Here is a 25,864-nt window from a genome sequence, read left to right on the forward strand (position 1 = left end):
ATCGAGAAGGACGGTATGACCTCACCCAGGCGGGCCGCCGACACCCACGACGTGATCGAGGTCCGGGGGGCCCGGGAGAACAACCTGACCGGCATCGACCTGGACATCCCGAAGCGCCGGCTCACGGTGTTCACGGGCGTGTCCGGCTCCGGCAAGTCGTCCCTGGTCTTCGGCACCATCGCGGCCGAGTCCCAGCGGCTGATCAACGAGACCTACAGCGCCTTCCTCCAGTCGTTCATGCCGAGCCTGTCGCGCCCGGACGTCGACCTGCTGGAGAACCTCAGCGCCGCCATCGTCGTCGACCAGGAGCGGATGGGCGCCAACTCGCGCTCCACGGTCGGCACCGCGACCGACGCCTACGCGATGCTGCGGATCGCCTTCTCACGGCTCGGCGAACCGCACGTCGGCACGTCCGGCGCGTTCAGCTTCAACCTGCCCGAAGGCATGTGCCCGGCGTGCGAGGGCCTCGGCCGGGTGTCCGACCTCGACGTCCACGCCCTGCTCGACTTCGACCGTTCACTGCACGACGGCGCGATCCAGGTCCCCGGCTTCACGCCGGACAACTGGTACGTGCAGACCTACCTCTCGTGCGGCTTCTTCGACCCGGACGTCCCGATCCGCGACTTCACGCCCGAACAGCTCGACGACCTGCTGCACAAGGGCCCGTGCAAGGTGAAGGTCGGCAAGACCAACATCACCTACGAGGGCCTCGCGGTGAAGGTCCGGCGGCTCTACCTGCAGAAGGACACCGAGTCGCTGCAACCGCGCCTGCGCGCGTTCATCGAGAAGGCCGCCACCTTCAAGACCTGCGACGCGTGCGGTGGCGCCCGGCTGAACCAGGCCGCGCTGTCGGCGAAGATCGACGGCAAGAACATCGCCGACTGTGCCGCCCTGCAGATCAGCGACCTCGCCGAGTTCGTCCGCACCCTCGACGCGCCGTCGATCCGGCCGCTGCTGGGCAACCTGCGCGACACCCTCGACTCGCTGGTCGAGATCGGCCTCGGCTACCTCTCCCTCGACCGCGAGTCCGCGACGCTCTCGGGCGGCGAGGCGCAGCGCGTGAAGATGGTGCGGCACCTGGGATCCAGCCTCACCGACGTCACCTACGTCTTCGACGAGCCGACCGTCGGCCTGCACCCGCACGACATCGAGCGGATGAACAACCTGCTGCTCTGCCTGCGGGACAAGGGGAACACGATCCTGGTCGTCGAGCACAAGCCGGAGACCATCCGGATCGCCGACCACGTCGTCGACCTCGGCCCCGGCGCGGGCACCGACGGCGGCCGGCTCTGCTACACCGGGAGCGTCGACGGCCTGCGCGCGTCCGGCACGCTCACCGGCCGCCACTTCGACCACCGGGTCACACTCCGCGAGCAGGTCCGCGAGCCGTCGGGCCAGTTGCGCATCACCGGCGCCAAGCTGCACAACCTGCGGGACGTCAGCGTCGACGTCCCGCTCGGCGTCCTGACCGTCGTCACCGGCGTGGCCGGGTCGGGGAAGTCGTCGCTGATCCACGGCTCCCTGGCCCACCGCGACGACGTCGTCGTGGTCGACCAGTCGGCGATCCGCGGGTCGCGGCGGTCCAACCCGGCGACCTACACCGGCCTGCTCGACCCGATCCGCACGGCGTTCGCCAAGGCCAACGGCGTCAAGGCGAGCCTGTTCAGCGCCAACTCCGAGGGCGCCTGCCCGCACTGCAAGGGCCTCGGGGTGATCTACACCGACCTGGCGATGATGGCCGGCGTCGCGTCGGTCTGCGAAGAGTGCGAGGGCAAGCGGTTCACGCCGAAGGTGCTGACGTTCGAACTGCACGGCAAGAACATCAGCGAGGTGCTGGCGATGTCCGTCGCCGAGGCGCGTGAGTTCTTCTCCTCCGGTACCGCGCGGCGGGTGCTCGACCGGCTCGGCGACGTCGGCCTCGGCTACCTGACGCTCGGCCAGCCGCTCACCACGCTCTCCGGCGGCGAGCGGCAGCGCCTCAAGCTGGCGATCCGGATGGCCGAGAAGGGCTCGACCTACATCCTCGACGAGCCGACGACCGGCCTGCACCTCGCCGACGTCGACCAGCTCCTGGCCCTGCTCGACCGGATCGTCGACGCGGGCAACACGGTGATCGTCATCGAGCACCACCAAGCCGTGATGGCGCACGCCGACTGGCTGATCGACCTCGGCCCCGGCGCCGGGCACGACGGCGGCCGCGTGGTGTTCGAAGGGACCCCGGCCGCGCTCGTCGAGCACGCCTCCACGCTCACCGCCCGCCACCTGCGCGAATACCTGGGGAAGCCGTGAACCCCACCGGGCTGCTCGAAGTGACGGCGGTGCGGCGGCCGACCCCGCGCACCGTGCGCGTCACGTTCGCCGGCTCCGGGCTGGCCGACCTGGAGCCGTGGCCCGACCAGCAGCTGAAGCTCCTGTTCCCGCCACCGGGCCGCCCGGTGCGGCTGCCGTCGGGCGACGACGACGTCATGCGCTGGTACCAGGCGTACCTGGCGATCCCCGAGGACGAGCGGCCGGTGATGCGCAGCTACACGGTGCGCGGCCGGGACGGCGGGACGATCGACGTCGACTTCGTGCTGCACTCCGGAGGCACCGACGGCCCGGCGACGGCGTGGGCCCGGACCGCGGCGATCGGTGACGTCCTCGGCCGCTACGGCCCGGACGCCGCCTACCGCCGTCCGGTACCCAAGGCGGACACGGTGCTGCTGGCCGGGGACGAGACCGCGCTGCCCGCCATCGCCACCCTGTTGTCCGAAATGGACAGTGCGATGGTGTTCGTGGAGGTCCCGGACGCGGCGGAGGAACAGCCGTTGCCCGTCGAAGTCCACTGGCTGCACCGGAACGGCGCCGCGCACGGCAGCCGGCTGCGCGAAGCCGTGCGCGGGGTTTCGCTCGGATCGGGCTCGGTGGCCGCGTGGCTCGCGGGCGAAGCGGGGATGGTGCGGTCGCTGCGGCGTCACCTCGTCGGCGAGCGTGGGCTCGACAAGAGCGCGATCGAGTTCACCGGCTACTGGCGGCGCGCGCTCACCCAGGACGACGCGCCGACGGCCGAGGACCTCGCCGACGCCAGCGAGAAGCTCGGCGGCTAGTGGCAGACTCTCTTCCGTGCGCACGGAAGAGGCTCTGGCGGCGGCGGGCATCGACCCGGCTTCGGTGATGGCGAGCGAGGACATCGGTGGCGGCACCTACAACACGGCGATCCGGCTGAGTCTCGCCGACGGGCGGCGGCTGGTGCTCAAGATCGCGCCGTCCGCGCCGGGGTTGTCCTACGAGCACGACCTCCTGGCCACGGAAGCGGAGTACTACCGCCGGGTCCCGGGTCCGCTGCCGTCCGTCGTCGCCGCGGGGCCGGGATTCCTGCTGATGACGGAACTCCCGGGCGTGCCGTGGTCCCAGGTGCCCGACGCCGATCCGCGGCTGCGGACCGAGCTGGGCGGGATCGTCGCCGCGCTGCACAAGACGACCGGCGACGGGTTCGGCTACCCGCAGGACCCGCCGCACCCGACGTGGCCGGCGGCGTTCACGGCCATGGCGGACGCGGTTCTCGCGGACGCCGTCGCGTACCGGGTGCAGCTGCCGCGGCCGGCCGCGGAGATCGCGCACTTGGTGCGCCGGCACGAGCCGCTCCTCGAGCTGGTCACGACGCCGGTCCTGGTGCACTTCGACCTGTGGCGCGGCAACATCCTCCTCGACGGCGACCGCGTGTCCGGCATCATCGACGCCGAGCGGGCGTTCTGGGGCGACCCGGTGGCGGAGTTCGTCTCGCTGACGCTGTTCCGCGAACCGGACCGCGAACTGCTGGACGGCTACCGCGCGGCAGGCGGCCCGGCGGAGTTCGGCATGCCGGCGTGGGCGCGGCTCGGGCTGTACCGGGTCTACCTCGACCTGATCATGCTGGTCGAGATGACCCCGCGGCAGGACGACGACGCGGACCGGGCCCGGTTCCTCCGGGCCCGGCTGACCGAGGACCTCGACGCCCTGCGCCGGGCGGTGTGACGACGTCGCGAACCTGCCGGCCCGGAACCCCTTGTTCCGCCCAGGGTTCTCGGGCATGAGCCGTGACATCGTCCAGCACGCCTGGCGGGAGTTCGCCACCCACGACGCCGGCCGGATCGCCGCCGTCTTCACCGAAGACGCCGAATGGCCGGCCCCGGCCGGGAACGCCACCGCCGTCGCGCTCGGCGGACCGTCGCACCTGGTCGGGCGCGATGCGATCGTGCAGTTTCTCGCCGTGGACTTCCCGCGCTTCTTCGTCAGCGACGTTTCCGTCACCTTCCACGGTTTCCACGCCGACGGCGAGCGTCCGCGAGTACATGGACACCGCGCGCGCCCACCGGATGGTCTTCGGCGAGAAAGTCACCACGTGACCGGCAGGCAGTGCACCCCGTACACCAGCATGTCGTCCTTGAAGGCCAGCTCCTCCACCGGCACCGCGAGCCGCAGTCCCGGGATGCGCCGGTACAGCGTCCCGTAGACCACCTGCAGCTCCACCCGCGCCAGCGTCTGCCCGAGGCACTGGTGCACGCCGTACCCGAACGCGACGTGGTGGCGGGCCTCGCGCGTCACGTCCAGGCGGTCCGGCTCCGCGAACACCGCGCCGTCGCGGTTGGCGGCGTCGCCCGCCGCGATGACGCCCTCGCCCGCGCGGATCACCTCGCCGCCGATCTCGATGTCCTCGGTCGCCACCCGGCGGCGTCCGGTGTGCGTGATGTTCAGGTACCGCAACAACTCTTCGACGGCGCGGCGGAGCAGGTCCGCGTCGCCGGAGCGCACGAGCTCGAGCTGCGCAGGGTTCTCCAGCAGCGCGACCGTGCCGAGGGCGATCATGTTCGCCGTCGTCTCGTGGCCCGCCACGAGCAGCAGCTGGCCCATCGACGCGACGTCCTCGGCGGTCATCTTCCCGGTGGCGTACTGGGAAACCGCCAGCTTGCTCAGGACGTCGTCGCCCGGGGCCGACACCTTCTTCTCCACCAGCCCGCCGAGGTACGCGAGCAGTTCTTCGGTGGCCTCGACCGCCTCCGAAGGGGTCGCCGTCCTCGACACCATCACCTTCGTGATGTCCTGGAACAGCTCCCGGTCCTCGTACGGCACGCCGAGCAGCTCGCAGATCACGAGCGAGGGCACCGGCAGCGCGAACGCCGTCACCAGGTCGACCGGTTTCGGGCCGGCCAGCAGCTCGTCGACGAGGTCGTCCACGATGCGCTGGATCGCCGGGCGCAGCGCCTCCATCTTCTTGACGAGGAAGTCGCCGGTGAGCAGGCGCCGCTGGGCCGCGTGCTCGGCGCCGTCCATGGTGATGAACGACTTCGCGCGTTTGCGCCGGGCCGCCGAGGCGGCGCTCTGGTGCGGGTAGCCGGGCCGGTCGGAGTCGGCGCTGATCCGCGAGTCGCGCAGGACCGCGCGGACGTCGTCGTAGCGGGTGACCAGCCACGGCGTGCTGCCGTTCCACAGCCGCACGCGCGAGACCGGCGGCAGCTCGCCGAGCTCGGCGGGCGGGTCGAAAGGGCACTGCCGGGTCATCGGAAACGCGGGCACGCCGTCCACCGGATACCTCCCGAAGCTGCCGGAGATTTACATAGCTATGCTAAGCATCCTCCCGGAACTTCGCCACACGGCCGATCAAGCGAACACCAACGACACGAGCTCGTCCACGAACGGCTCCACCATCTCCGCCCCCGTCCGGTTGAGCACGCTGTGGAACAACGCGACCCGCCCGTGCGCCCCGACGAACACCACCGCCGCCGCCCGGCCCGGCGTGACGCGCAGCGCGTGGCCGGCCTCGACGCAGCGCTCGAAGCCGGCCGCCAGGCGGTCGATCAGGTCCAGCAGCGGACCTTCCGCCCGGCCGCCGGGCTCGGCGCGGGACGCGCCGTTCGCGAGCATCAGCCGGTAATGCCCGGGGTTCTCCATGGCGAACGCGCAGTACGCGTGAATCTGCGCCCGCACCCGGCCGACGACGTCGGTTTCGCCGAGCGTCTCTTCCGCCGCGCGCATCGATTCCGCCAGTCGCGCGTATTCGTGCTCCAGCAAGCCGCGCACCAATTCCGCGCGGTCGGAAAAATGCTGGTAGATGCTGGCCGGGGCGATGCCGACCGCGCGCGCCACCCCGCGGATCGTCAGCCCGTCCTCGCCGCCGAGCTCGGCCAGCAACCGGCCGGCGGCCGCCAGGATTTCCCCGCGCAGCCGTTCGCCTTCGCCCCAGCGGTTCCTCGTCCGGCCGATTCCGGCTTCGACTTTCTCCGCCACCCGCCCATTCATACGCCCGGCGCCGGACCCTCCGCATTCCGGGGTCCCGGAGAACCCCGGAACGGCGAAAATCATCCGAATGTGACAAAGCGCGGAATCGGTTTCGTCAGCCGGCCAGTGCCGGGTACAGCCCCGCGAGGTCGCCCGACAGCCCGGCCCGCACGTTCTTGCTGAGGTCGTCGGCGAGAACCTCGAAGCGGCCTTCTTCGACGCCGTCGAGAGCGAGCCCGGCCACGACCGCCGGGTCGACCTTCGGGCCGTCGACGTGCTTGGCCATGTCGGTGTCCATGTAGCCGACGTGCAGCGCGGTCACCTGGGTCTTCTGCGCCGCGAGCTCCAGGCGCAGCGCGTTGGTCATCGACCAGGCCGCCGACTTGGCGGCGGAGTAGGCCGCGACCTGGGGCGAGGTGAACCAGGACAGCACCGACAGCACGTTCAGCACCGCGCCGCCGCCGTTGCGCTCGAGGATCGGCGCGAACGCGCGCGTCACGCCGAGGGTGCCGAAGTAGTGCGTGTCCATCTCCAGCTTGATGTTCTCGAGCGAGCCGCCGAGCAACGTCGACCCGGTGGACGAACCGGCGTTGTTGACCAGCAGCGTGACATCTCCGGCGATCTTCGCGGCTTCCCGGATCGACTCGGGGTCCGTGACGTCGAGCTTCAGCGGCACCACCCCCGGCAGGTCGACCGACTCGGGGTTGCGCGCGGCGGCGTAGACCTTCGCCGCGCCGCGCTCGAGCAGCTCGGCGGCGAACCGCCGGCCGAGTCCCCGGTTGGCTCCGGTGACCAGCGCCACCGCACCCGTGATCTCCATGACGAGCTCCTCTCGCACCTGACTTGCTATTTGCAAGCTAGCTACGGCCGACTGTACGGCGTAGACTTGCTCCAAGCAAGTCAGGTAGGAGGGATCACACTCATGAGCCGCCGCACCACCTGGGAAGGCACGGCCTGCCCGATCGCACGGGCCGCCGACGTCCTCGCCGAGCCGTGGACGCTGCTGATCCTGCGCAACGCCACCGCGGGCACCACCCGGTTCGAGGACTTCCGCAGCCAGCTCGGCATCGCCGACAACGTGCTGACGACCCGGCTGGCCAAGCTCGTCGACCGCGGCCTGCTGACCAAGCTCCCCTACCGCGACGGCGGCCGGACCCGCCACGAGTACCGGCTGACGAAGGCCGGCTCGGACGCGTTGCCGGTGCTGCACGCACTCGGGGCGTGGGGTGACGCGTACACGTCGTCCGACGAAGCGGCCGGCCCGATGCAGCTCGTGCACGTCGGCTGCGGCGAGCTCACCCGCCCGGGCGCGACCTGCGACAACTGCGGAAAGCCGCTGGTCAGGGACGATCTGGCGTGGCGTGCCTCGCGTCTGCGCGAGGGCACGATCCCCCTGGCGGACCCCGTCGGCTGAGCCGGACGGCGCATCCTCGTATGCGTCCTCACGCATGTCAAGACTCCGCCGCGGTTGGTAAATCACCGTTCGCCACGCAGTACGAAAGTCGGGTCACAAGAGCCGGGCGATTCCGTAAGTTCGACACCCAGCGCGCGCAAACCCGGCAAATTCCCCACGGCAAGGAGTCGTCCCGATGTCCAGGAAGTACCTGCTGCCCGGCGCCGCCGTCGCGCTGGCGATGATCGCCACCCCGCTCACCGCGGCCCCGGCCTTCGCGGCCCCGGCGCGGGCCGAAGCGGCCACGATCGTCTACTACGACACCTCGGACGCCCCCACCTTCCGCGACCGGATCAACGCGGGCGCCGCCAACTGGAACGCGGCGGTGTCGAACGTCAAGCTCCAGGAAAGCTCCTCCGGCGCGACGCTGCACTACACGGAAGGCAACGACCCGCGGGGCTCGTACGCGCAGACGGACGGCCACGGCAGCGGCACGATCTTCATCGACTACACGCAGGCGGAGCAGTACGACCAGACCCGCATCACGGCCCACGAGACGGGCCACGCGCTGGGCCTGCCGGACCACTACGAGGGTCCGTGCTCGGAGCTGATGTCGGGTGGCGGCCCCGGCCCGTCGTGCACCAACGCGAACCCGAACCCGGAAGAAGCTTCGCGGGTGGAATCGCTGTGGGCCAACGGTTTCCGCGCGGCGGCCGCCCAGCAGACCCGCATCTACGAAGTGACGATGCCGGTCAAGTGATCCGCGTGTGACGTCGTCGGGGGAGGCCGCACCGGGAGTTCCCGGTGCGGCCTTCGCACGTCCGGCTAGCGGCCGGGCCAGTACCAGGACGGCCGGTCCAGGCGGCCCTGGCCCACCAGCTTCGTCTCCCCGCCTTCCTTCTCCAGCTCCAAAGTCCCGACCTCGGCGACCTCGGCGAGCGCCCGGGTCAATGGCGAAGCGTGGGAAACCACCACCAGCTGGGTCTCCTTCGCCGCCGTCGCGACCAAGGCGGCCAGGGCCGGGAGCAGGTCCGGGTGCAGGCTCGTCTCCGGCTCGTTCAGCACCAGCAGCTCCGGCGGCCGCGGGGTCAGCAACGCCGCCACCCACAGCAGGAACCGCAGCGTCCCGTCCGACAGCTCCGCCGCCGACAACGGACGCAGCAGCCCGTGCTGGTGGAAGCGGACCGACAGCAGGCCGTCGTCCTGGGAGACGATCGAAACCCGGGACCCCGGGAACGCCGCGTCGACCACCGACTCCAGGTCCGCGGCGCGGCCCACTTCCATGATGGTCTGCAATGCCGCCGCCAGATCCGCGCCGTCGTGGGAAAGGACGAACGTGCGGGTCCCCACGACGGATCGGCGGGCCGGGGCCGACGCGTCCGTGCGGAAGTGGTCGTAGAACCGCCACGAGCGGATGCGCTCGCGGACCACGAGCAGCTCCGGGCACGCCCGCGGGTCCGCGAACTCGCTCAGCATGCTGTCGGACAGCCGGATCTCGAACCGCTCGTCACCCCAGCCGCCGGACTCGACCCGGGTGCGCACCACCGGGCCCGCGCGGTCGGCCAGCAGAGCGGCCGGCCGCAGGACCGGCCCCGCCCACACCGCCTCCCGCTTGAACTCCGGGTCGAGGTTGAACATCGTCTCGCCGGGTACCGGCAAGCCCAGGTCGAGCGCGTAGCCGAACTCGTCGCCCGCGAACCCCAGCCGCAGCCCGACCGGCTTGGTGCGCACCGTGCCCTGAACCGGCTTGCCCGGACGCGCCCCGTTTTGCGGACCCGCCCACAGCGTCGACGGCAGCCCGCCTTCACGGGCGAGCGCCGCCACGGCGCCGTTGCGTGAGGCATCGGCAAGCAGCCGCAGCGCGCGGTACAGGCTCGACTTGCCGCTGCCGTTCGGTCCCGTGACGACGGTCAGCCCGGACAGCGGCAGCACCAGGTCACGCAGCGAGCGGTAGTTCTCAACGGCCAGCGTGGTCAGCATGCCCCGAACCTAACCGCCACCCCCGACAGTTTCGGATCCGTCCCGGACACTCCGAAGGGGCGCGGGCTCGCCCGCCGCACCGACCCTCTGGGTACGCGAGACGTCCATCCAGTGTCGCGCGCCTGAGGTTCGTTGACGGTTGCGGGTGTTCTGGGCGGCGGGTCGTGATGACAGGAATGAGTCATTCATGTCGTCGGACGAGGTGAATGGGTCATTCACTGCATCGGCACGGCCGGGAGTCTTGCCGGGCGGGGTTGGCTTCGGTGAACGGGCCGGGACCGGCCGCTCCCCAGGTCCGGAGCAGATGGTGCCGGTGCCGTCGCACCCTGTTGATCAGGCGCCCGCGCCGCGGGTGCTCTCCCGGATCTCCAGCGCGAACGGTGTCTGGATGTCCTGCGCCGGCGAGGCCTTGTCCCCCGTGATGCGCCGGTGCACGAGGTCGATCGCCGCCTCGGCCAAGGCCGTCTTGTCCGGGGCGATCGTCGTCAGCGCCGGGAGCGAAAACGCGCTCTCTTCGTTGTTGTCGAACCCCACGATCGCCACGTCCTCCGGCACCCGGAGCCCCAGCTCCGCCACCGCCCGGAGCGCGCCGATCGCCAGCAGGTCGTTGAAGCAGAACACCGCGTCCGGCGGCGACGGAAGAGCCAGCAACGACCGCATCGCCGCCGCCCCCACCGACCGGTGCCACTTCTCCGCCGGGGCCACCAAAGCGTCCGAATAGGACAGACCGGCCGCGGACAACGCCGTGCGGTACCCCGCCAACCGCTGCGAAGACGTCCCACGCGCCGGATTGCGCCCGATCGCCGCGATCCGCGTGCGCCCCAAAGATGCCAAATGGGACACCGCCGTCTGCGCCGCCAGGACGTTGTCGATCGCCACGTGGTCGATCGGCACGTCGACCGCGTGCTCGCCCAGCATCACCAGCGGGATCTCCCCCGGTGAGGGGAAATCCGCCGCCTCCAGGGCTTCCGGGTGCACCAGCGCGCCGTCGACCAGGTGCGGTCCCAGCGACGACAGCGTCTCGCGCTCCCGTGAGCGCGTCCCCTGCGTCTGCTCGATCAGGACGCTCCAGCCGCGCTTCTGCGCCGCCGTGATGACCAGGCCCGCCAGCTCGCCGAAGTACGGGATCGACAGCTCCGGCACCATCAGCGCCAGGAACCCCGTGCGGCCGCGACGCAGGTTGCGCGCGCCCACGTTGGGCCGGTACCCGGTCACGGCGAGGGCTTCCTCGACCCGCCGGCGGTTCTCCGGCTTGACGAAGGCGTAGCCGTTCACCACGTTCGACACCGTCTTCACCGACACTCCGGCGAGCGTGGCGACGTCCTTGAGCGTCACGGTCACGGGCGGCTCCTTCTCAGGTGGTGAGCACGCAGCATAGCGAGAATTTGCCGGTTTACAACGTTGTTCCAACGATGTAAAAAGTACCTCAAGGCTCCCGCGGTGACTCCGATCACCCCGGTGAGCGGGCCACCACCGTCGCTGCCCGAGGAGTCACCGTGCCTCTGTCCACCCGTCCCCGCCTGGTCCTGGTCGCCGCGGCCGCCGCCGCGCTCACCCTCACCTCCTGCACCAGCCGCGAAGAGACCCCGGCCGCCCCCTCCAGCGGCGGCGGGCCGGCCGCGTCCGCGCAGTCCGTCGCGCCGTCCGCCGACGGCTGCACGCTCGAAAAGACCGGCTACGCCAAGGTCGACCTGAAGACCGCGGTAGTCGGTTTCTCACAGTCCGAAAAGGAAGCCAACCCCTTCCGGATCGCCGAGACGCAGTCCATTCGCGACGAAGCCGCCAAGCTCGGCATCGCGAGCGACAAGCTGCTCGTCACCAACGCCCAGAGCGACCTCAACAAGCAGATCAGCGACATCAAGTCGATGCTCGACCGCGGCGCCCAGCTGCTCGTCGTCGCGCCGCTGAACTCCGACGGCCTCCAGCCCGCCCTCGACGCGGCGAAGGCCAAGAAAGTCCCGGTCGTCACCATCGACCGCAAGGTGACGTCGCAGCCGTGCACCGACTACCTGACCTTCATCGGCTCGAACTTCGTCGAGCAGGGCAAGCGCGCGGCGCAGGCCATGGCGAAGGCGACGGGCGGCACCGGCAAGGTCGCGATCCTGCTCGGCTCGTCCGGCAACAACGTGACCACCGACCGCACCCAGGGCTTCAAGGACGAGCTCGCGAAGACGCCAGGGCTGTCCGTGGTCGCCGAGCAGACCGGTGAGTTCGACCGGTCCAAGGGCCAGTCCGTGATGGAGCAGCTCATCCAGAGCCACCCGGACATCACCGCGGTCTACGCCGAGAACGACGAGATGGGCGTCGGCGCGGTCAACGCGCTGAAGACCGCCGGCAAGGCGCCGGGCAAGGACGTCAAGGTCGTCTCGATCGACGGCACCCGCAACGCCGTGCAGCTCATCGCCGACGGCAGCTACAACGCCGTGATCGAGTCCAACCCGCGCTTCGGCCCGCTGGCCTTCCAGACGCTGCAGAAGTTCGAGAACGGCGAGGCCATCCCGGCGAGTGTCGTGATCACCGACGACCAGTACGACGAGACCAACGCCGCGCAGAAGGTCGGGAACGCGTACTGATGACGGCAGCCACCGAGGAGGACGTCGCCATGACGACCGCACCGGTGCTCGAGGTGGCCGGGGTGACCAAGCGGTTCCCCGGCACCCTCGCGCTCGACGACGTCAGCTTCGCGCTGCGACCAGGCGAGGTGCACGCGCTGGTCGGTGAGAACGGCGCGGGCAAGTCCACGCTGATCAAGGTGCTCACCGGCGTCTACCAGCCCGACGAGGGCGAGGTGCGCCACCTCGGCGAGCCGGTGACGTTCAAGCGGCCGATCGACGCGCAGCGGGCCGGGATCTCCACGATCTACCAGGAGGTCAACCTCGTCCCGCTGATGAGCATCGCCGGCAACGTCTTCCTCGGCCGCGAGCCGCGCACCAAGGCGGGGCTCGTCGACTGGTCCAAGATGTACGCCGACGCCCGCGAGCTCCTCAAGGGCTACGGCATCGACGACGACGTCAAGCGCCCGCTGCACACGCTGGGCGTCGGCGCGCAGCAGATGGTCGCCCTCGCCCGCGCGGTCTCGACCGACGCCAAGGTCGTTATCATGGACGAGCCGACGTCGTCGCTCGAGCCGCGCGAGGTCGAGACGCTCTTCGAGGTGCTCAACCGGCTGCACGCCGAAGGCATCGCGATCGTCTACGTCAGCCACCGGATGGACGAGCTGTACCGGGTCTGCGACAGCGTCACCGTGCTGCGCGACGGCCGGGTCGTCCACAGTGGACCGCTGGCCACCCTGCCGCGCATCGAGCTCGTGTCCAAGATGCTCGGCCGGGAGATCAAGCAGATCCGCGAAGAGGGCGTCACGGCGTTCGGCGAGGAACACGACGTCGAGCGCGAACCGCTGCTCAAGGCGGAAAACCTGTCCGGCATGCGGAAGCTGCACGACGTCTCGGTGAGCATCCGGCCCGGCGAGGTCGTCGGCCTCGCCGGCCTGCTCGGCTCCGGCCGCAGCGAGACCGCGCGGGCCATCGTCGGGGCCTTCCCCCTCGACGGCGGATCCGTGCTGCTGGCCGGAAAACCGCTCAAGAAGGGCAAGATCGCCGCCGCCATGCGGGCGGGGATCGCGCTGCTGGCCGAGGACCGCAAGACCGACGGGATCATCCCGAACCTGTCGGTCCGCGAGAACATCGTGCTGGCCGCGCTGCCGACGCTCTCGCCGTTCGGCCTGGTCAGCAAGGCCAAGCAGGACAAGGTCGTCAAGATCTTCATGGAGCGCCTGCGGATCAAGGCGGCCGGCCCGGAGCAGAAGGTGTCCGAGCTGTCCGGCGGCAACCAGCAGAAGGTGCTGCTCGCCCGCTGGCTCGCCACCGGCCCGAAGATCCTGCTGCTCGACGAACCCACGCGCGGCATCGACGTCGGCGCCAAGGCCGAGGTCCAGGCGCTGATCGACGAGCTCGCGCAGGAAGGGCTCGGCGTGCTGCTCATCTCGTCCGAGCTGGAAGAGCTGATCGACGGCTCCGACCGCGTGGTCGTGCTGCGCGACGGCTCGGTCGTCGGCGAGCTGACCGGCGACCGCATCACCGAGGAGAACGTCTTGACCGCGATCGCAGCCGAGGCTGACAACGATGTCTAGCGCCACCCTGACGAAAGCCCCGGACCGCGCGAAAGTCACGGCGTGGCTGCAGAACTACGGCGTCTACCTGGCCGTCGTCGTGCTGCTGCTGTTCAACATCGCGTTCACCGAGAACTTCCTGTCCGCGGCCAACTTCCGCACCCAGCTCGTGCAGGCGGCGCCGGTCTGCATCGTCGCGCTCGGCATGGCGCTGGTGATCGGCACCGAGGGCATCGACCTGTCGGTCGGCTCGGTGATGGCGATCTCCGCCGCGCTCATCCCGCTCTACCTGGGCGCGGGGCCGCTGATGGCGATCATCGTCGCCATCATCGCGGGCGTGATCTCCGGCCTGTTCAGCGGCTACCTGGTGGCCTACCTGGGAATCCAGCCGATCATCGCGACGCTGGCGTTGCTGGTGGGCGGCCGTGGGCTCGCCCTGGTCATCGCCCACGGCCAGCTCGTCCAGGTGCGCAACCCGGAGTTCCTGGAACTGGGCACCGGCGACTTCCTGGGCGTCCCGGTCATGGTGATCGTCGCGGGCGTGCTCGCGGTGCTGGCCGGGCTGGTCGTGCAGCGCACGACGTTCGGGCGGCACCTGGTCGCGGTCGGCGGCAACCGCCCCGCCAGCACCCTGGCCGGCCTGCCGGTGAAGCGCGTGCTCATCAGCGTCTACGTCATCTCCGGGGCGCTGGCCGCGGTGGCCGGCGTGCTGGCGACGTCCCGGCTGGGCGCCAGCGACCCGAGCGACGTCGGCCTGCTCATGGAGCTGTCGGCGATCACCGCGGTGGTCGTCGGCGGCACGCCGCTGACCGGCGGCCGGGTCCGCGTGCTCGGCACCGTGTTCGGCGCGCTGCTCATGCAGCTCGTCCAAGCCACCCTGATCAAGCACAACCTGCCGGACTCCACCGCGCAGATGGTCCAGGCGGCCATCATCGTCGTCGCGGTCTACGTCGCGCGCGAGCGGAGCAGCCGATGACCGCCACCACCAGCCAGACGAGCGCGTCGGGCGCCGCGTTCGCCGGCGTCCTGCAGCGCCAGGGCGCGGCCGTCGTGCTCGTGCTCGGCATCGCCGCCGCCTGGTTCGCCTTCCCGCACTTCGGCACCGCGGACAACCTGCGCAGCCTCGTGCTGCAGGGCTCGTTCCTCGCGGTGATCGCGCTGGGCATGACGTTCGTGATCATCTCCGGCGGCATCGACCTGTCGGTCGGCTCGAACTACGCGCTCGGCGGCGTCCTCGCCGCGTACGGCGCGCAGTACGGACTCGTCGTCGCGATCCTGTTGCCGCTGGCGGTGTGCTCGCTGATCGGGTTCGTCAACGGCGTGCTCATCGCGCGCACCGGGATGGCGCCGTTCATCGTCACGCTCGCTTCCCTGCTGTTCGCCCGGGGTCTGTTGCTGGCCCTGACGTCCGAAGGCGCGACGACGTACAAAGTGGACCCGGGCTCGGCGTTCCTCTGGCTGGGCCAGGGCACGATCTTCGGCGTCGGCGTGCCGGTGTACCTGACGCTGGTCCTGTTCGCGCTCGGCGGGCTCCTGCTGCGCCGTACCCGGTTCGGCCAGTCGGTGTTCGCCATCGGCGGCGCCGAGCAGTCCGCGCTGCTCATGGGGCTTCCGGTGGCCCGCACCAAGATCAGCCTCTACACGCTCAGCGGCGCGCTCGCCGGGTTCGCCGGTGTCCTCACCGCCGCGTACCTGCAGTCCGGTGTCACGGTGATCGGCGTCGGCACCGAGCTCGACGCGATCTCCGTCGTCGTCATCGGCGGCACGCTGCTCACCGGCGGCGCCGGGACGATCATCGGCACCCTCGTCGGCGTGCTGCTGCGCACGCTGATCCAGAACGTCATCAACCAGATCGGCACCCTCGACTCCAACTACCAGACGGTGGTGAGCGGGGCCTTCCTGCTCGTCGTCGTGGTGATCCAGCGCCTGCTGGCGCGTTCCCGAACCCGCTGAGCCCCGTCCCCCCACAGGAGGTCTCAACGATGTTCCGCCCTGCCCGAAAAACCCGGAGATGGCTGACCGCGGCCGCCGCGTTCGCCGTCGCGGTCGCCGGCCTCGGCACCGCCCCCGCGGCGAGCGCCGCCGACGCACCCCAGTGGCAACGGCTGACGCCGCCGCTGTCGACGCCGTGGACGAAGGACGTCTCGCCGTCGAACGCCCTTCCCGACTACCCTCGCCCGCAGCTGACCCGCGACAAGTGGCAGAACCTCAACGGTGTCTGGGAGTTCGCCAAGGCGACCCCGGGCGAGGCCGCGCCGATCGGGAAGACGCTCGGCGAGCGCATCCTCGTGCCGTACCCGGTCGAGTCCGCGCTGTCCGGGATCATGCGCCACGAAACGAACATGTGGTACCGCCGCACGTTCGAGGTCCCGAAGAACTGGCAGGTCGGCAAGGGCGGGCAGCGGCTGCTGCTGCACTTCCAGGCCGTCGACTACGACACGACGGTGATCGTCAACGGCAAGACCGTCGGCCGCCACACCGGCGGGTACGACGCGTGGTCGGTCGACGTCACCGACGCGCTGACCACGGCCAAGGCCCAGGAGGTCGTCGTCGGCGTCGCCGACCCGAACGACCAGGGCGGGCAGCCGATCGGCAAGCAGCGCCAGCCCGGCGACGGCATCTTCTACACGCCGTCCTCCGGTATCTGGCAGACCGTGTGGCTGGAACCGGTGGCGTCCGCGCGCATCGACCGGCTCGACGTCACCCCGGACGTGGCTTCCGGGTCGGTCACGGTGAACGCCGTGGTCGGCGGGCCGGTGAAGCAGCGCGTCGAAGCCGTCGCCTACGACCACGGCCGCCCGGTCGGGCGCGTGTCCGGTGACGCGAACAAGCCGTTGAAGCTCAAGGTGGACCGGCCGCACCTGTGGTCGCCGGACGACCCGTTCCTCTACGACCTGCGCGTGCGGCTGTCCGGCGGGGACGAAGTCGGTTCGTACTTCGGCATCCGGTCGATCAGCGTCGGCAAGACCGCCGACGGCAAGCAGCGGATGCTGCTCAACGGCAAGTTCGTCATGCAGGTCGGCCCGCTCGACCAGGGGTTCTGGCCGGACGGCATCTACACCGCGCCCACCGACGCGGCGCTGAAGTTCGACCTGGAGCAGGAGAAGGCGCTCGGCTTCAACATGGTGCGCAAGCACATCAAGGTCGAGCCGGACCGCTGGTACTACTACGCCGACAAGCTGGGTCTCATGGTGTGGCAGGACATGCCGGCGATGAAGGACGACGTGGAGCCGTCGGCGGCGTCGCGCGTCAACTACGAGTCCGAGATGAAGCGGATGATCGACCAGCACCGCAGCTTCCCGTCGATCGTCACGTGGGTGCCGTTCAACGAAGGCTGGGGCGACTACGAGGTCGGCCGCATCGCCGACGAGGTCAAGTCGTGGGATCCCTCGCGGCTGGTGAACGCCGAATCCGGCGTCAACTGCTGCCGGTCCGAACCGGACAGCGGCAAGGGTGACATCTACGACGACCACACCTACACCGGGCCCGGAACGCCGGTGCAGACCGGCACTCGAGCGGCTGTCGACGGCGAGTACGGCGGTCTCGGCCTGAAGGTCGCCGGGCACGAGTTCGACCCGGCGGGCAGCTTCGCCTACGAGATGGAGCCCGACAGCGCGACGCTGACCCGGCGCTACGGCGAGCTCCAGCAGCGCCTGCTGCTGGTCGCCCAGCGGTGCGGCGTCTCGGCCGGCGTGTACACGCAGACCACCGACGTCGAGAAGGAGGTCAACGGCTTCTTCACCTACGACCGGCAGGTGAAGAAGATGGACTTCGCGGCGGTCCGCGCGGCGAACCTCGCGGTGATCAAGGGCGCGACGGGTGCTCCGGTGACGTCCGGTCCTTCGGTGCCCGCGGGCACGCCGGGGATCGACGGCATCGCCGCGTACCCGTTCGACGAGAACACCGGCACGGTGGCGGAGGACGTCGTCGGCAACCACGACGCGACGCTCGTCGGCGGCGCGTCCTGGACCGCGGGCAAGAGCGGTTCGGCGCTGGCGGTGAACGGGTCGGGCCAGTACGCCGACACGGGCGCGTCCCTGGTGAACACCGAAGGCAGCTACAGCGCGGCGGCGTGGGTCAAGTTCAACGCCGTGGGTGACGGCTTCCAGACGATCGTCAGCCAGGACGGCGACAGCACCAGCGCGTTCTTCCTGCAGTACTCCGGTCAGGACCACCGGCTGGCGATGAGCTTCGTGGGCACGCGGGCCTTGGCGCCCACGGCGCCGGAGCCGAACCGCTGGTACCACGTGGTCGGCGTCCGCGACGCGGCTTCGGGCACGTTGAAGCTGTACGTGGACGGGCAGCTGGCGGCCACGAAGAGCGTCTGCCTCGGCGACGCGTCGACGGGCCACACGGTGATCGGCCGCGGCAAGTACGGCGGCGGCCCGGTCGACTACCTCAACGGAGCGGTCGACCAGGTCCACGTCTACGACCGGGCACTGTCCGACGCGGACGTGAGCGCGTTGTACTCCAGCGGCAAGTAGGCAACCGAAAGCACACCTGAAGCGTGTGGTGCCCGGGGACCGCGATCGCGGTCCCCGGGTTTCGCATTCAGGGGGTGAGCCTTTTGGGCTCTCGAAGATCGTTCCTACCCGCCGGAGCGGGCGTCCTCGCCGTCACGACGGCGCTGATCCTGGCCGGGACGGCGCTCCCGGCTTCGGCCACGGAGTACACGTCGATCCAGTCGGCGTCGTGGTCGTACATCGATTCGGCCCAGCCTGACAAGAACTTCGCCGATCCGGCCGGCGACGCCCCGATCGGCGCGAAGCTCGACCACGGCAAGAAGCACGTTGCGAAGTCCTACTTCACTTTCGACCTCTCCGGGCTGCGCGGCGCCAAGGTGCTCTACGCGGAGCTGTCCGGCCGGGAGACCGCGGTCACCGACTGCTCGGCGCCGCGCGGCACCGAACTGTGGGTCACGGCGCCGGCGAAGAAGGCGCCGACCTGGAACGACCAGCCCCGCGAGCTGACCAAGCTGGCCGGCCCGGGCAGTCTCGACGTCTGTCCGTCGGACTACCTCGACTGGGACGCCGGAGGCGCGGTGCAGCAGGCGATCGACGCCGGCCGGACTTCGCTGACGATGGTGCTGCGGCTGCCCGACAGCCAGCAGTACAACCCGCGGTTCGGCCGGACGTACCGGCCACTGCTGTACGTCAGCATGCAGAAGAACCAGCCGCCCGCGACGCCCACCGCGTTGAAGACCGGCACGCACACCTGCGCGGAAACGCCGCTCGTCCGCCACGGCGGCGCCGCGATGTCGGCCACCGTCAGCGATCCCGACGACTACAGCTTCTCGGCCGAGTTCGCCTGGTGGCCGGTGGACCACCCCGAGCAGCGCGCGACCGGCACGGACGACGTCTACGGCTCCGGCGCGTACTTCGACCCCGGCACGCAGCTCGCGGACGGCGTCACCTACGCGTGGCAGGTGCGGGCGAAGGACAGCCTGGCCGCGAGCCCGTGGAGCGAAACCTGCCGGTTCACCACGGACTTCACCCCGCCCGCCACGGCACCGGTGATCACTTCGACCGACTACGTGTACGAAGTGCCCGGCAAGGGCGGCGTCGGCATCCCCGGCGACTTCACGCTCGACGCGGGCGGGGACACCGCGATCACCGGTTTCCAGTGGCAGGCCGGCTACACCGACAGCGGTTACGTCGCGGCCGACCGCCCCGGCGGCACGGCCACCGTCCGGTACACCCCGCGCGACGACGGCCCGATGAGCATGTCGGCGTACGGCCTCGACGCCGCCGGGAACCACGGGCCGTCGGGCGACTACCGGTTCTTCGTGGCCCGCAACGGTCCCTCGATGACCTGCACGCCGGCCCAGGCCTTCCTCGGCGAGACACGGCAGTGCACGTTCGGCCCGCACGGCACCGACGGCGCCACCGAGTACCTCTACAAGATCGACAACGACCCGGAGGTCACCCTGCCCGCGGGCCCGGACGGCACCGCGACGATCACCGTCACGCCGGCCGACGTCACGAAGTCCTACCGCGTCAGCGTGCGGGCGCGGATGACCAATGGGAACCTGTCCGGCCCCGGCGGCGGCCAGATCGCGATCGACCGGGGCGCGCCCACCGTCGACGCGCCGGCCGACGCCATGGTCGGCAAGCCGGTCGTCCTGACGCTGCACGCCGTCCTTCCGGGTTCGACGTCGTTCACCTACGACTGGGACTACGGCGAGCCGGCGACCGTGCCGGTGGGACCGGACGGCACGGCGCAGGTCACCGTGGTGCCGGACCGGCCGTACTACCACACGATCCGGGTGCACACGACGACCGCGGCCGGGCTCGAGTCGGCGACGAACGAGGAAAGCGTCGTGGTCGGCTCGGACGGGCCCACCGTCACGAGCACCGACTTCCCCGAGTGCTGCGAAGGTGGTTACGTCACCACGCCGGGCACGTTCACGTTCTCCTCGTCGATTCCCGGCGTCGTGAGCTACACGTACACGTACCTCCAGGCGGCGCCGGTCACGGTGCCGGCGGGGCCGGACGGCACGGCGAGCGTCACCCTGACGCCGCTCAGCACCGACACGCAGTACCTCGACGTGACGAGCACGTTCGCCGACGGCTCGAACTCGCACGCGGCGGGCTACTACCGCTTCTACCCGAAGTCCGCCGCCCCGCCGCTCACGTGTGACGGGAAGGGCAACCTGCGGCCCGGCCAGCTGGTCCACTGCACGCTGACGCCGGTCCAGCCGGGATTGGCCGCGTACGGCTACCACATCCGGCCGAACGGCGAGACGGGTCCGGACGTGGTGGTCCAGCCGGGCGCCGACGGCACGGGGACGTTCGAGTTCACCGCCCCGGCGACCGACACGAAGATCTGGCTGTACGTGGACGCGTGGAGCGCCAACGCGGCAGGCCAGCGCACGGACACGTCGTACACGAGCTACTACGTCGATCCGAGCGCGGTGGCGAGCCGGAAGACGAACGCCGTCTGACGTGGGGCCGCACCGGGAACTCCCCGGTGCGGCCCTCCGCCGGTTGCCCTGGAGTCCACTCCAGCCGCTACCGTCGCCGGCATGACCGATGATCGCTTCGCCCGCGGCCACCAGGCCCTGACCGACCTCAACGGTGAAGAGACCGCCCAGCGCGTCCTCGACGGTCTCGCCGACATCTCGCCGAAGCTGGCCGACAGCCTCGTTTCCTGGGGGTTCGGCGAGATCTACACGCGGCCGCAGCTCGTGCCGCGCGATCGGCAGCTCGTCACGCTCGGCATGCTGACCGCGCTCGGCGGCTGCGAGCCGCAGCTGGAGGTGCACGTCAACGCGTCGCTCAACGCCGGGCTCACCCCTTCCGAGATCGTCGAGGCGCTGCTGCAGTCGGCCGCCTACTGCGGGTTCCCGCGGGCGCTGAACGCGACGGCGGTGGCGAAGAAGGTCTTCGGGGAGCGCGGGCTGCTGCCGGTCGCCGATCGATGAGGGCCGTGCTGTTCGGCGCGACCGGCATGGTCGGGCAGGGCCTGCTGCGCGAGTGCCTGCTCGACGACCGGGTCGAGGCCGTGCTCGCGATCGGCCGGTCCGCCCTCGGCGAAGACCACCCGAAGCTGACCGAACGCGTCGAGGAGGACCTCTTCGCCCTCGAGCCGATCACCGGGTACGACGTGTGCTTCTTCTGCCTCGGGGTGTCGTCGGTCGGCGTGGCGCCGGAGGAGTACGAGCGGATCACCTACGAGCTCACCCTTTCGGTGGCCCGGAAGCTGCCGGCAGACACCACTTTCGTATACGTCGCAGGGGCCGGCACCGACAGCACCGAACGCGGCCGCGTGCGCTGGGCGCGCGTCAAGGGGGCTACGGAGAACGCGTTGGCGAAGCTGCCGCTGCGGACGTTCTCCGTCCGCCCCGGCTACATCCAGCCGCTGCCCGGGATCACGTCGAAGACCACGCTGTACCGGACGCTCTACCGCGTCGCGATGCCGCTGTACCCGGTGCTGCGGCGGCTGTTCCCCCGCTTCGTGACGACCAACCGGGAGCTCGGCCTGGCGATGCTGGAAGTCGCCGAGAACGGCTACGAGAAGTCCGTGCTCGAGAACACGGACATCGTCACCGCCGCCGCGCGACGAGCCCGGCCAGCAGGTTCGTGAGCCCTTCGGCCAGCCCGGCCGCGAACGACGGCGCCCCGCCCAGCTCGGCCGTGGCCGCCGCGACGGCGTCGGTCGGGTTGGCGTACGGCCACGCCCCCGACACGAGGATCACCACGCCGAGGGCGAACTGCCGGGCGCCGTCGGCCGACAGTTCCGGCACCCGCGCCCGGACCAGCGCGCCGAGCCGCTCGGTGCTGGCCGCGGCGCGGCCCTTGAAGCTGCGGGCGAACTCCGGCGAGATGTTGCGCTCCAGCACCGGCGCCATCGCGCTGATCAGCTCGCACAGCAACCGCCGCTCGGCCAGCGTCACGGCGATCTTGCCCGCGACACGCTCTTCGCGCGCGAAGCCGGGATCCGCCGGTGCCGGGTCGCCGAGCTTTCCTTCGAGGTCGTCGAGCCACGCCGTCCACGCCGTGTCGAGGACTTCGAGGAAGATCGCCTCGCGGCTGTCGAAGTAGCGGAGCACATTGGACTTCGCCAGCCCGACGTGGCAGGCGAGCTCCCGCAGGCTGATGTCGGCGACCGGGCGCTCGCCCAGGAGCTCTCGCGCGGCGGCGAGGATCGCGGTGCGGCGCGCCTCGATCTGCTCGGGCCGCCGGGCTCGCTGGAATCCGGCGCTCATGGCGCCGACAGTATCCTCCTCAGCCGCTGTGGGCGGCCTCCCGGCGGTTCTTGACCCGCCGGTAGCTCCAGATCAGCAGCGCGAAGAGGATCACCGACGACAGGATCAGGCTCGACCCGGTGCTCCAGCCGCTGAACGGCAGCGACTTGACCGTGCCCCAGACGATCCCCGCCGCCAGCAGCGCCAGCCCCGCCAAGACCGAGCCGGCGATCCGCAGGGGCGAGGACACGCTGTCCTCGGCCGCCTTCATCGCGCGGTCGCGCACGGGGTCGACGTACCGCTCGAGCGCCGGGAACTCCGACGCGAGCAGCAGCAGCCCCGCCAGCACGAGCAGGAGGCCAGGGCCGGGCAGGACGAGCAGCAGCACCCCGACCACCAGCAGGACGCCGCCCGCCACCACGATCGAGATCCTCTTCGCCTGTTTGCCTATGCCCACTGGGCGTCTCCCCTCGTTTCGCCCGATTCTTCCTGGTTACGGCCTCGCGTGCCACTCACGAGAGCCCGCGCCCTCGCCACCGCCACGGTCAAGCCCGCCAGTGCGACCACGCCGAACGCGACCACGAGGCCCGGCCAGACGTAGAGCACTTGGGCGTAGGTACCCCGTCTTCCGGCGAATACCACCCCGAGCAGCTGAGGCAGGAATACGAGCGGGACGAGCGGCAGCACCGGCGGCACGACCCGCCACCAGCGGGGCTTCCGCCGGGCCCGCCGGACACCCACGACCGCGAGGCCCACGGTGATCAGCGCCAGCGCCGCGAGCACCCGGTCGGCGACCACCCCGGCCGGCAGCGCGGGCTCCGGCGAACCGCCCTGGACCAGGGTCGCGAGGCCCTGGGCCAGCAGTTCGGCCTCGTTGTCCAGCGCCATCCCCATCGACGTCACCACCGCGACGCCGTAGCCGTCCGGGAGCAGGATCTGCGCCGCGGTGTGGCTGAACCACTCACCGGTGTGCGCCACCTGACCCGCCCGGACGGTCCAGCCCAGCGCGTAGTCCCGGCCGGGCGCCGGGGTGTGCGCCAGCGCGTTCGACGCCGGGGCCAGCACGCCGCCGCCGTCCCGCTGCGCCGCCAGCCACTTCGCGAGGTCCTCGGCGGTGGTGAGGACGCCGTGGCTGCCGCCGGTGAACCAGTCCGGTTCGGTCACCGGGACCTCGAACCCGAAGGCCCGGACGTACCCGCCGGTCCCGGCCGGTGGCGCGTCGACGGCGGTGCTCGACGTCATCCCGAGCGGGGCGAACAGCCGCGTCCGCAGGTAGTCCGCGAACGGCCGCCCGGCCACGACCTCGACGATCCGGGCGGCCACTTCGTAGTTCGGGTTGTGGTAGTGGAACTCCGCCCCGGGCTCGCTCGCCAGCCCCGCGTCACGCAGGCGTCCGACCGCTTCGGCGAGGGTGTGTGGCTGCGGCAGCTTCAAGTCGGGGAACGTGGAGTCGGCCATCCCGGACGTCTGGTCCAGCAGCATCCGGACGGTGATCCGAGCGCCGCGCGGGTCGGCGAGCCGGAACTCGGGCAGGTAGCGCGGCACGGGCGCGTCGAGCTCGATCCGGCCGGCTTCGACGAGCTGGAGCACCGCGAAGGCCGTCATCGACTTGCTCAGCGACGCGATCGGCAGCCGGGTCGCCGCGGTCAGGGGCGCGGCCGAGGCGTCGTGGCCGTAGCCGGCGACGCGGACGACGTCACCGCCGCGGGTGACGGCGACCGCGGCGCCGGGCAGGCCCGTGTGGTCGAGGTACGCGCGGACGTACCCGTCGATGTCGTGGTTCGTTGCGGCGGCCGCCGGGGTCGCGGTGCCGAGCAGGAGCGCGGCGAGCACGAGGAAAAGCCTGGTCATGCGGGTCACCGTAGGGACCGGGCGAGGTCCCCGGCCGCTGCCGGACGACGTCGATCACCCCCGACTTTCGGCAGGTCTTGACAGCGGCGCTATATTCAACACATCACTTGATAAACAGATTGGTTGATAAAGATGGCGGTTGACGAGGAGGCGTTGAACCGGGCGTTCACCGCCCTCGGCGACCCGGTCCGCCGGGCACTGATCGCGCGGCTGTCCCGCGGCGAAGCGACGGTCAACGAACTGGCCGAGCCCTTCGCGATCACGAAGCAGGCGGTCTCCCGGCACATCCAGGTGCTGGAGCAGGCCGGGCTGATCACGCGCAGCCGCGACGGGCAGCGCCGGCCGTGCCACCTCGTGCCGTCCGCCCTCGAAGCCCTCACCAGCTGGATCGACACGTACCGGCTGGCCACCGAACGCAGCTACCGGCGGCTCGACGCCGTCCTGGAAAACCTGGAGGAAACGCCATGAGCACGACGATCACCGCGCAGCCCGGAACGCCGTTCATCGAGATCACCCGCGAGTTCGCGGCCCCGCCGTCGGCGGTCCTGCGCGCACACACGGACCCGGAACTGATCGTGCGCTGGCTGGGCCCGCACAGGATGAAGATGGAGATCGTCGAGTTCGACGCCCGCTCAGGGGGCAGCTACGACTACATCCACCGCGACGAGCGCGGCGAGTACCGCTTCCGCGGCGTCTACCACACGGTGAGCGCCGACCGGATCGTCCAGACTTTCGAGTTCCTGGGCGCACCCGGCGAAGTCACCTTGGACTCGATGGAGCTGACCGACCTCGGCGGCCGCACGCGCATGGTGACCCACTCGGTGTTCCCCTCGATCGAGGCGCGCGACGCGGCGCTGGAGAGCGGGATGAGCCGCGGGATCACGGAGTCGTACGAGCGTCTCGACAAGATGCTGGCGGACTGAGGTGGCCGGCGTCGTCGCGAGCTTCTGCATGTCACTGGACGGTTTCGTGGCGCGGCCCGACGATTCGGTCGGCCCGCTGTTCGACTGGTACACCGCGGGAGACGTGGAGGTGCCGATGGTCGGCTACCCGATGACGTTCCGCGTGTCTCCGTCGAGTGCGGACTACTTGCGGTCCTTTTTGGACACGGTCCGCCATGGCGCGTTCGTCTGCGGGCGGCGGGTGTTCGACCACACCCATGGCTGGGGCGGCAATCCACCTGGTGGTGGCGCGGCTTTCGTCGTCACTCATCGGCCTCCGCCTTCGGATTGGCCCGCTTCGCATCTGGCGCCGTTTACCTTTGTCTCTTCCGTGTCGGAGGCCGTCTCGCTGGCCTTGGCTGCCGGGGATGGGTCTGTGGGGGTCTCCGGGCCCAGCATTGCCCAGCAGTGCTTGAACCTCGGGCTTCTCGATGAGCTTCGGGTTGATCTCGTTCCCGTCTTTCTCGGGTCCGGGGTTCGGTACTTCTCTTCGCTTGACACCAACGCTTCGCTTGAGCAGGTTGAAGTTGTTGTCGGGTCTGGAGTTACTCACTTGCGTTATCGGGTTCACTACCCACAGTCTTAAAGATGCGGCTTCGCCGGGGCGTGGGAAATTGGCGCTTCGTGTGGTCGCTTGCCGCTCGGTGCAAGAGCGCCGATTCCCCACGCAA

General features: G+C 70.5%; 25 protein-coding genes. 17 read left to right on the top strand and 8 right to left on the bottom strand.

The features are described from left to right. Window positions 1–15 precede the first annotated feature (15 nt). From ACZ4TR_RS33990 to ACZ4TR_RS34005, 4 genes are read left to right on the top strand one after another with little or no spacing between them, the layout of a single operon-like run. Window positions 16–2,289 (top strand): ATP-binding cassette domain-containing protein, encoded by a 2,274-nt coding sequence (locus tag ACZ4TR_RS33990; protein ID WP_465291820.1) that lies wholly within the window; start codon window positions 16–18, stop codon window positions 2,287–2,289. Then, window positions 2,286–3,086, top strand: a complete 801-nt coding sequence (locus ACZ4TR_RS33995; protein ID WP_465291821.1) for a siderophore-interacting protein — start codon at window positions 2,286–2,288, stop codon at window positions 3,084–3,086. The genes ACZ4TR_RS33990 and ACZ4TR_RS33995 overlap by 4 nt, the downstream gene beginning before the upstream one ends. A 16-nt stretch (window positions 3,087–3,102) precedes the next feature. After that, window positions 3,103–3,993: a phosphotransferase gene (locus ACZ4TR_RS34000; RefSeq protein WP_465291822.1), complete on the top strand. Its 891-nt coding sequence runs from the start codon at window positions 3,103–3,105 to the stop codon at window positions 3,991–3,993. 55 nt (window positions 3,994–4,048) lie between these two features. Beyond that, the gene (locus ACZ4TR_RS34005) at window positions 4,049–4,471 is read left to right on the top strand and encodes a nuclear transport factor 2 family protein (RefSeq protein WP_465291823.1); all 423 of its coding nucleotides are present in this window, start codon (window positions 4,049–4,051) and stop codon (window positions 4,469–4,471) included. On the opposite strand, the gene ACZ4TR_RS34010 is transcribed toward ACZ4TR_RS34005, so the two are convergent. From ACZ4TR_RS34010 to ACZ4TR_RS34020, 3 genes are all read right to left on the bottom strand, one after another. Beyond that, window positions 4,354–5,517 (bottom strand): cytochrome P450, encoded by a 1,164-nt coding sequence (locus ACZ4TR_RS34010; RefSeq protein WP_465292012.1) that lies wholly within the window; start codon window positions 5,515–5,517, stop codon window positions 4,354–4,356. The genes ACZ4TR_RS34005 and ACZ4TR_RS34010 overlap by 118 nt on opposite strands. 99 nt (window positions 5,518–5,616) lie before the next feature. Further along, window positions 5,617–6,180, bottom strand: a complete 564-nt coding sequence (locus ACZ4TR_RS34015; protein ID WP_364521014.1) for a TetR/AcrR family transcriptional regulator — start codon at window positions 6,178–6,180, stop codon at window positions 5,617–5,619. Window positions 6,181–6,349: 169 nt separating this feature from the next. Further along, on the bottom strand, window positions 6,350–7,054 hold the full coding sequence (locus ACZ4TR_RS34020) for an SDR family oxidoreductase (RefSeq protein WP_465291824.1): 705 nt from the start codon (window positions 7,052–7,054) through the stop codon (window positions 6,350–6,352). 102 nt (window positions 7,055–7,156) lie between these two features. On the opposite strand from ACZ4TR_RS34020, the gene ACZ4TR_RS34025 reads away from it, so the two are divergent. After that, window positions 7,157–7,648, top strand: coding sequence for a winged helix-turn-helix transcriptional regulator (locus ACZ4TR_RS34025; protein WP_465291825.1), 492 nt, complete (start codon window positions 7,157–7,159; stop codon window positions 7,646–7,648). A gap of 175 nt (window positions 7,649–7,823) precedes the next feature. Continuing rightward, a complete protein-coding gene (locus ACZ4TR_RS34030) occupies window positions 7,824–8,387 on the top strand; it encodes a snapalysin family zinc-dependent metalloprotease (RefSeq protein WP_465291827.1) in 564 nt (187 codons plus the stop codon). 65 nt (window positions 8,388–8,452) lie between these two features. On the opposite strand, the gene ACZ4TR_RS34035 is transcribed toward ACZ4TR_RS34030, so the two are convergent. Next, the gene (locus tag ACZ4TR_RS34035) at window positions 8,453–9,607 is read right to left on the bottom strand and encodes an AAA family ATPase (protein WP_465291829.1); all 1,155 of its coding nucleotides are present in this window, start codon (window positions 9,605–9,607) and stop codon (window positions 8,453–8,455) included. 333 nt (window positions 9,608–9,940) lie between these two features. After that, on the bottom strand, window positions 9,941–10,948 hold the full coding sequence (locus ACZ4TR_RS34040) for a LacI family DNA-binding transcriptional regulator (RefSeq protein ID WP_465291831.1): 1,008 nt from the start codon (window positions 10,946–10,948) through the stop codon (window positions 9,941–9,943). Window positions 10,949–11,103: 155 nt separating this feature from the next. On the opposite strand from ACZ4TR_RS34040, the gene ACZ4TR_RS34045 reads away from it, so the two are divergent. From ACZ4TR_RS34045 to ACZ4TR_RS34080, 8 genes are all read left to right on the top strand, one after another. Next, window positions 11,104–12,180, top strand: coding sequence for an ABC transporter substrate-binding protein (locus ACZ4TR_RS34045; protein ID WP_465291832.1), 1,077 nt, complete (start codon window positions 11,104–11,106; stop codon window positions 12,178–12,180). Beyond that, window positions 12,180–13,736: a sugar ABC transporter ATP-binding protein gene (locus ACZ4TR_RS34050; protein WP_465291834.1), complete on the top strand. Its 1,557-nt coding sequence runs from the start codon at window positions 12,180–12,182 to the stop codon at window positions 13,734–13,736. Before ACZ4TR_RS34045 ends, ACZ4TR_RS34050 begins: the two co-directional genes overlap by 1 nt. After that, window positions 13,729–14,691, top strand: coding sequence for an ABC transporter permease (locus ACZ4TR_RS34055; protein ID WP_465291835.1), 963 nt, complete (start codon window positions 13,729–13,731; stop codon window positions 14,689–14,691). The genes ACZ4TR_RS34050 and ACZ4TR_RS34055 overlap by 8 nt, the downstream gene beginning before the upstream one ends. After that, window positions 14,688–15,668, top strand: a complete 981-nt coding sequence (locus ACZ4TR_RS34060) for an ABC transporter permease (protein WP_465291837.1) — start codon at window positions 14,688–14,690, stop codon at window positions 15,666–15,668. Before ACZ4TR_RS34055 ends, ACZ4TR_RS34060 begins: the two co-directional genes overlap by 4 nt. Window positions 15,669–15,697: 29 nt before the next feature. Further along, on the top strand, window positions 15,698–18,199 hold the full coding sequence (locus ACZ4TR_RS34065; protein WP_465291839.1) for a LamG-like jellyroll fold domain-containing protein: 2,502 nt from the start codon (window positions 15,698–15,700) through the stop codon (window positions 18,197–18,199). A 74-nt stretch (window positions 18,200–18,273) separates the two neighbouring features. Then, window positions 18,274–20,658, top strand: a complete 2,385-nt coding sequence (locus ACZ4TR_RS34070; RefSeq protein ID WP_465291841.1) for a DNRLRE domain-containing protein — start codon at window positions 18,274–18,276, stop codon at window positions 20,656–20,658. 81 nt (window positions 20,659–20,739) lie between these two features. Next, window positions 20,740–21,138 (top strand): carboxymuconolactone decarboxylase family protein, encoded by a 399-nt coding sequence (locus tag ACZ4TR_RS34075; RefSeq protein WP_364520942.1) that lies wholly within the window; start codon window positions 20,740–20,742, stop codon window positions 21,136–21,138. Continuing rightward, window positions 21,135–21,800 carry a Rossmann-fold NAD(P)-binding domain-containing protein gene (locus tag ACZ4TR_RS34080; protein ID WP_465291842.1) on the top strand — a complete coding sequence of 222 codons (666 nt, stop codon included), beginning with the start codon at window positions 21,135–21,137 and terminating at the stop codon, window positions 21,798–21,800. Before ACZ4TR_RS34075 ends, ACZ4TR_RS34080 begins: the two co-directional genes overlap by 4 nt. Here ACZ4TR_RS34080 and ACZ4TR_RS34085 read toward each other — a convergent pair. From ACZ4TR_RS34085 to ACZ4TR_RS34095, 3 genes are read right to left on the bottom strand one after another with little or no spacing between them, the layout of a single operon-like run. Next, window positions 21,760–22,422 (bottom strand): TetR/AcrR family transcriptional regulator, encoded by a 663-nt coding sequence (locus ACZ4TR_RS34085; protein WP_465291844.1) that lies wholly within the window; start codon window positions 22,420–22,422, stop codon window positions 21,760–21,762. The genes ACZ4TR_RS34080 and ACZ4TR_RS34085 overlap by 41 nt on opposite strands. A 19-nt stretch (window positions 22,423–22,441) precedes the next feature. Continuing rightward, complete coding sequence (locus ACZ4TR_RS34090; RefSeq protein WP_465291845.1) at window positions 22,442–22,858, bottom strand: PGPGW domain-containing protein; 417 nt, start codon at window positions 22,856–22,858, stop codon at window positions 22,442–22,444. Then, entirely contained in the window at window positions 22,849–24,252 is a 1,404-nt protein-coding gene (locus ACZ4TR_RS34095) for a serine hydrolase domain-containing protein (RefSeq protein ID WP_465291846.1), read from the bottom strand. The genes ACZ4TR_RS34090 and ACZ4TR_RS34095 overlap by 10 nt, the downstream gene beginning before the upstream one ends. A gap of 132 nt (window positions 24,253–24,384) precedes the next feature. Between ACZ4TR_RS34095 and ACZ4TR_RS34100 the strand changes: the two genes are divergently transcribed. Genes ACZ4TR_RS34100 through ACZ4TR_RS34110 form a run of 3 tightly spaced genes read left to right on the top strand, consistent with a single transcriptional unit; the run spans window position 24,385 to window position 25,779 of the window. Continuing rightward, a complete protein-coding gene (locus ACZ4TR_RS34100) occupies window positions 24,385–24,720 on the top strand; it encodes an ArsR/SmtB family transcription factor (protein WP_465291848.1) in 336 nt (111 codons plus the stop codon). After that, entirely contained in the window at window positions 24,717–25,175 is a 459-nt protein-coding gene (locus ACZ4TR_RS34105) for an SRPBCC family protein (protein ID WP_465291849.1), read from the top strand. The genes ACZ4TR_RS34100 and ACZ4TR_RS34105 overlap by 4 nt, the downstream gene beginning before the upstream one ends. 1 nt (window position 25,176) lies before the next feature. After that, the gene (locus ACZ4TR_RS34110) at window positions 25,177–25,779 is read left to right on the top strand and encodes a dihydrofolate reductase family protein (protein WP_465291851.1); all 603 of its coding nucleotides are present in this window, start codon (window positions 25,177–25,179) and stop codon (window positions 25,777–25,779) included. Window positions 25,780–25,864 lie beyond the last annotated feature (85 nt).

This window comes from Amycolatopsis sp. NPDC028719 (genome assembly GCF_055565395.1).

Excerpts from the sequence above, each read along its gene's own strand:
- ACZ4TR_RS33990 (WP_465291820.1), top strand. The coding sequence starts at position 16 with ATGACCTCACCCAGGCGGGCCGCCGACACCCACGACGTGATCGAGGTC.
- ACZ4TR_RS34100 (WP_465291848.1), top strand. The coding sequence starts at position 24,385 with ATGGCGGTTGACGAGGAGGCGTTGAACCGGGCGTTCACCGCCCTCGGC.
- ACZ4TR_RS34055 (WP_465291835.1), top strand. The coding sequence starts at position 13,729 with ATGTCTAGCGCCACCCTGACGAAAGCCCCGGACCGCGCGAAAGTCACG.
- ACZ4TR_RS34060 (WP_465291837.1), top strand. The coding sequence starts at position 14,688 with ATGACCGCCACCACCAGCCAGACGAGCGCGTCGGGCGCCGCGTTCGCC.
- ACZ4TR_RS34025 (WP_465291825.1), top strand. The coding sequence starts at position 7,157 with ATGAGCCGCCGCACCACCTGGGAAGGCACGGCCTGCCCGATCGCACGG.
- ACZ4TR_RS34010 (WP_465292012.1), bottom strand. The coding sequence starts at position 5,517 with ATGACCCGGCAGTGCCCTTTCGACCCGCCCGCCGAGCTCGGCGAGCTG.
- ACZ4TR_RS34005 (WP_465291823.1), top strand. The coding sequence starts at position 4,049 with ATGAGCCGTGACATCGTCCAGCACGCCTGGCGGGAGTTCGCCACCCAC.
- ACZ4TR_RS34080 (WP_465291842.1), top strand. The coding sequence starts at position 21,135 with ATGAGGGCCGTGCTGTTCGGCGCGACCGGCATGGTCGGGCAGGGCCTG.
- ACZ4TR_RS34050 (WP_465291834.1), top strand. The coding sequence starts at position 12,180 with ATGACGGCAGCCACCGAGGAGGACGTCGCCATGACGACCGCACCGGTG.
- ACZ4TR_RS34065 (WP_465291839.1), top strand. The coding sequence starts at position 15,698 with ATGTTCCGCCCTGCCCGAAAAACCCGGAGATGGCTGACCGCGGCCGCC.
- ACZ4TR_RS34030 (WP_465291827.1), top strand. The coding sequence starts at position 7,824 with ATGTCCAGGAAGTACCTGCTGCCCGGCGCCGCCGTCGCGCTGGCGATG.
- ACZ4TR_RS34020 (WP_465291824.1), bottom strand. The coding sequence starts at position 7,054 with ATGGAGATCACGGGTGCGGTGGCGCTGGTCACCGGAGCCAACCGGGGA.
- ACZ4TR_RS34085 (WP_465291844.1), bottom strand. The coding sequence starts at position 22,422 with ATGAGCGCCGGATTCCAGCGAGCCCGGCGGCCCGAGCAGATCGAGGCG.
- ACZ4TR_RS34075 (WP_364520942.1), top strand. The coding sequence starts at position 20,740 with ATGACCGATGATCGCTTCGCCCGCGGCCACCAGGCCCTGACCGACCTC.
- ACZ4TR_RS34035 (WP_465291829.1), bottom strand. The coding sequence starts at position 9,607 with ATGCTGACCACGCTGGCCGTTGAGAACTACCGCTCGCTGCGTGACCTG.
- ACZ4TR_RS34105 (WP_465291849.1), top strand. The coding sequence starts at position 24,717 with ATGAGCACGACGATCACCGCGCAGCCCGGAACGCCGTTCATCGAGATC.
- ACZ4TR_RS34095 (WP_465291846.1), bottom strand. The coding sequence starts at position 24,252 with ATGACCAGGCTTTTCCTCGTGCTCGCCGCGCTCCTGCTCGGCACCGCG.